The 4,654-nt window shown below is 42.4% G+C and carries 5 protein-coding genes; all 5 read left to right on the top strand.

The genetic code is table 11. The features are described from left to right. Positions 1-488 (top strand): type VI secretion system contractile sheath small subunit (gene tssB / locus AB4653_RS18280; RefSeq protein WP_372104922.1); only part of this gene is annotated, 488 nt, incomplete at its 5' end. After that, positions 488-1,966, top strand: coding sequence for a type VI secretion system contractile sheath large subunit (tssC, locus tag AB4653_RS18285; protein WP_009846606.1), 1,479 nt, complete (start codon positions 488-490; stop codon positions 1,964-1,966). The genes tssB and tssC, both read left to right, overlap by 1 nt. 37 nt (positions 1,967-2,003) lie before the next feature. Further along, positions 2,004-3,401: a type VI secretion system contractile sheath large subunit gene (locus AB4653_RS18290; protein WP_009846605.1), complete on the top strand. Its 1,398-nt coding sequence runs from the start codon at positions 2,004-2,006 to the stop codon at positions 3,399-3,401. After that, the gene (gene tssE, locus AB4653_RS18295; protein ID WP_009846604.1) at positions 3,398-3,820 is read left to right on the top strand and encodes a type VI secretion system baseplate subunit TssE; all 423 of its coding nucleotides are present in this window, start codon (positions 3,398-3,400) and stop codon (positions 3,818-3,820) included. The genes AB4653_RS18290 and tssE overlap by 4 nt, the downstream gene beginning before the upstream one ends. Further along, positions 3,813-4,654, top strand: an 842-nt coding sequence (locus tag AB4653_RS18300; RefSeq protein WP_372104924.1) for a type VI secretion system baseplate subunit TssF, incomplete at its 3' end; no start/stop codon positions are given. The genes tssE and AB4653_RS18300, both read left to right, overlap by 8 nt.

Genomic DNA, 4,654 nt, shown 5'->3' on the forward strand with positions numbered 1-4,654 from the left:
AACATAAACGCGTAAGTAAGAACCGCGTAAGTATTACCTATGACGTTGAGACTAATGGCGCTGTAGAAACCAAAGAGCTCCCTTTTGTTGTTGGGGTTATTGGTGACTACTCAGGCCATAAGCAAGACAAAGAAGAAGTAGAAGACCGTACTTTCTACAACGTTGATAAAGACAACTTCGATACTGTAATGAAGCGCGTTGGCCCTGAGTTATCCCTAAAAGTAGACAACGTACTTGCAGGTGATGACAGCCAGTTTGAAGCAAGCCTTAAATTTGACTCGATGAAAGATTTCGAACCTGAAGCAATTATCGAGCAAGTTGAACCGCTAAAAAAACTAGTTGAAACCCGTAACCAACTGAAAGTGCTTCTTTCTAAAGCCGATCGTTCTCGCGACCTAGAAAAACTGCTTAAAGAAGTTCTACAAAGTGCAGACACGATTAATGCGCTTTCTGATGAGCTAGGTATAAAAGAAGAAGGAGCTGAGTAATGAGTACTGAAACAGAGAATCAAGCGCAAGCAGAAGCGACAGAAGGCTCACTCAGCTTTCTAGACCGAGCGATTGAAGCAACCACTCAAACTCCGGCAGATACAACGAAAGAACTGTTTTCTGTACTTACAGAGCAAGCACTTTCTGGAACAGTAACGTGGGATAAAAACGTTACTAAGACGATTGAGAATGCAATCTCTGAGATAGATAAGAAACTATCTCAACAGTTATCTGAAGTCATGCAGCAGAAAGACTTGCAGAAACTTGAAGGCTCTTGGCGTGGTCTACAAAAGCTTGTTAAAGAGAGTGAACTTGGCCGTGATCTAAAGATTAAAATGGTTGATTTCACACAAGAAGAGCTGCTTGACCAATTTGAAGACGCACCAGCAATTGACCGAAGCCCATTATTCAATGCGGTTTATCAAGGTGAGTTTGGTACTGCTGGTGGTCAGCCTTACGGTACTTTCATTGGTGATTACGAGTTTAGCGCAAAAGATGAAGACGTTGCTCTACTTCGCTACATGGGTGAAGTTGCTGCAGCATGTCATGCACCGTTCATTGCCGCTGCAAATGCTGAAATGTTCGAGTTCAACAGCTTCCAAACTTTCTCTGAAGGCAAACCTGTAGCAGCAGGCTTCGACTCTCCTGCATACGCAGCATGGAATTCATTCCGTGAAAGTGACGATGCACGTTACGTAACACTAACGCTGCCTCGCACTCTTGCTCGTCTACCGTATGGTGATAAAGGTCTAAGTACTGATGTATTCGCATACGAAGAGCTTGCAACCGATATGGATGGCAGTCCAAAGCCAACCAGCAATGACCAATTAGTTTGGTCGAATGCTGCATATGAACTGGGTCTTAAAATGACTCAAGCATATACTGCTTCGGGTTGGTGTACATCTATCCGTGGACTTGATAACGGTGGTAAAGTAGAAAACCTACCTAACTTAACCTACAAGTCTGAAGCTGGCGATCTACTTCAGCAGTGTCCAACAGAAGTGAATCTAACTGACGAGCGCGAGAAAGAGCTTTCAGACCTTGGTTTCCTTCCTTTGGTTCATTATAAAAGTTCTAACTACGCTGTGTTCATCGGTGGCCAAACAACTCAGAAACCTAAAACATTTACAGACCCAGACGCAACAGCGAATGCTGCTATCTCTGCTCGCCTACCTTACATTATGGCAAGTAGCCGTATCGCCCACTACCTGAAAGTAATGGGTCGAGACAAGCTAGGTTCAAACCTTGAAGCTCCTGATATCAAACGAGAGCTACAACTATGGATCGACCAATACACCAACGCCGGTGCTATTGGTAATGAGCAACGCGCAAAAACCCCTCTTTGTGAATCTCGCATCGAAGTGGTTGAGCAACCTGGTAAGCCAGGTGCCTACTCAGCTGTGGCTCACCTAAGACCTTGGTTACAACTTGAAGAGCTGACAACCTCAGTTCGAATGGTTGCTAAGATTCCTGGTTAATAGGGATTTGGCCGGAGTAATCCGGCCAAAATTTTTTATGAAGTTAGATACGGAATGGCAAAACAAATTTAACCAACTAGATAATACAGATAATACCTTTATAAAAGAGGCTTTATCTCTATTATCTGAGCTAGACCAACACTCTTTACGCTCTAAATCCTCATTGATTTCATTGATATCCACACTAATATCGAAGATTGATACTGCACTCAGTTTACAGCTCGATGCAATAATTCATGAGCCTGATTTTCAAAAGTTAGAACGCAACTGGTTAAGTCTTCAGCAACTTGTATCTTTGCCCATAAGCTACCAAAGAGCTCATGTAAAATTACTCGATATGAATTGGACTGAGATATCCAGCGATGTCAATCAAGCGTACTCAACAAAATCCAGCGATTTGTATAACAAGATAGGTAATAGCGAGCTAAATACTTTAGGGGGTCACCCCTTTGGATGCATCACATTTAGCCACCCTATCTCGATGGACATCGATTTTGATGCCAATTATGACGACCTATTTACCGTAGAACTGTTAGGTAAATTAGGAGAAGCGACGCTTTGCCCGATGCTTTTCTCTCCAGTACCAACGTTTTTTGGTGAAAATGGTGCAGACTGGCTCTCTGATATAACGCGAATCAATAAAATTCTATCCGGTCCTGATTTCAAAGCATGGCAAGACCTACGCAGTAAACCAAGTTCACGCTTTATTGGCATGGCGCTACCTCAGGTTCGTCTTCGTGATGCATACAAAAATCGACGAGTCGGCTTTGTTTATAATGAACAAGGCAAAGGCTCATGGGGCTTAGCCAATATGGTACTAGCTACTACAATCATGCGGGAATTTCATCGTGTGAACTGGTTCGGTTTTCTGAAGTCTCGCTGGAATGACAAGCTGCAAGGCTCTGTTATTAACCTCCCTGCGAGCCACTATTTTGACAGCCACCTGCAAAAGCCAGTAGCGGATGTTAGCTTATTCGGGCAACTGTCTAATTTTTACGCGCAAAGTGGCTTTATTCCATTAACCAAAAGCCCTTTAACCGATAAGTTTTACTTCAATGGCAATAACTCTATTTGGCAGTGTGGACAGAACGATAATGACAAAGTGTTAACTCAGATTCAGACTACGCTAATGTCTTGCAGAATTGCCCATTATCTAAAAGTGCAAGTGCGTGAGATGGTCGGCAGTTTCAACAGTGCCAACGAATGTGAGCTATTTTTAACAAACTGGATCGAAAAATTTTCCAGCAATGTCTCATTTGCAAATGAAGAAACCTTGTCCAAATATCCATTGAGCTTTGCCAAAGTTAGTGTCAGGGAATCTCATTCTCAAGCTGGCAGTTTTGCCTGCACTCTGCGTATCGTTCCTCAATACCAATTTGATTACTTTAGTGGCGAGGTTGTGCTGACTACCGATCTAAACGAGGTAGCATCATGAGTTTTTGGAAAACCTTTATCAGCGATGCAAAGCCCTATCAGGACGCCGAGATTGAAGATATTAAGTTCCACCTAACCAAGCTCTTAGAGGCAGAGGCTTCATTAACAGAAATTGATAATAGGCTCGTTGAAGTAAACCGCTCGAACTTTAAATTTGGTATCGAAGATGTTCATTTGCTCAGTGCAACTTTAGAAAACACTCAGATCACTTTACGTATCGAGGCTTGGATAAAAAGCTTCGAGCCACGATTACACGACATATCTGTTGAGCTCGAGCAGCGTAAAGAAGGTGACAATTCACTATCGTTCAACATCATAGCTAAAGTGAAGACCAATAATGGTGAACGAGACCTAATCTTTGATTCAAGAATCGCACTAAGCGATTTAACTACATCTATAGAAGAAGATAGCTATGACTGAACCCATTATGCGTTACTTCGAGCAAGAACTGGCCTTTGTGCGCCGTTCGTTAGGTCAGTTCGGTCAGGAATACCCTACTCATGCCGAAAACCTCAATATCCATCAAGGTAAGATCGAAGACCCTAGCATGGCTCGCTTACTCGACGGTGTAGCACTATTGAACGCAAAGGTCGAAAAGAAACTATCTGAACAGTTGCCTGAAGTTATCGAAGGTATTTTGAGTGTTCTCTACCCTTCTTATATTCAAACTGTTCCTAGTGTTGCTTATCTTGAACTTCATACTGAAGACGGTCCTATTGAATCAAGCAGCTTGCCTAAAGGCTCACTTTTTTCAAGTACAAACACGAAAAACGAGTGCCTATTTAAGACCGTTGACGAACTCAATATAGCACCATTTAATTTAAGCAATGCCAGAGCATTGAGTGCGCCGTTTAGTTTCAACAGACCTTCAACAGCTAACCAAAGCTCCGCGGTTGTTCAGATATCTCTGAGTACTGGTGATCCGGATGTTTATTTCAGCCATTTAGAATTAGGTGATCTCGATTTCTTCGTCAAAGGCTTCGAAAATAATGCTGACTCTCTCGTCGATTTGCTTCTCAACAATACCTTGTCGATTTCCATTTCCGATTCCGAGTGTGCCCAACACTCGACCGTTGATAACCTTCAACTAAAAAATCGAATTAGTGATCTCGAGTTTAAGTTCTTGCCTGAACACGGAAATCAATTCACCGGTTATCAACTGATCAATGAATTCTTCTTTTTCAAAGAGAAGCGACAGTTCTTTAGACTAAAAAACTTTGCTGAACACGCGAACAAATTTGACGAGTCTGAAAT

It is taken from the genome of Vibrio sp. 10N.222.48.A3, assembly GCF_041475345.1.
Taxonomy (GTDB): Bacteria; Pseudomonadota; Gammaproteobacteria; order Enterobacterales; family Vibrionaceae; genus Vibrio; species Vibrio tasmaniensis_A.

Bases quoted from the DNA above. Each gene is read 5' to 3' on its own strand.
- tssC (WP_009846606.1), top strand. From the start codon at position 488: ATGAGTACTGAAACAGAGAATCAAGCGCAAGCAGAAGCGACAGAAGGC.
- AB4653_RS18290 (WP_009846605.1), top strand. From the start codon at position 2,004: ATGAAGTTAGATACGGAATGGCAAAACAAATTTAACCAACTAGATAAT.
- tssE (WP_009846604.1), top strand. From the start codon at position 3,398: ATGAGTTTTTGGAAAACCTTTATCAGCGATGCAAAGCCCTATCAGGAC.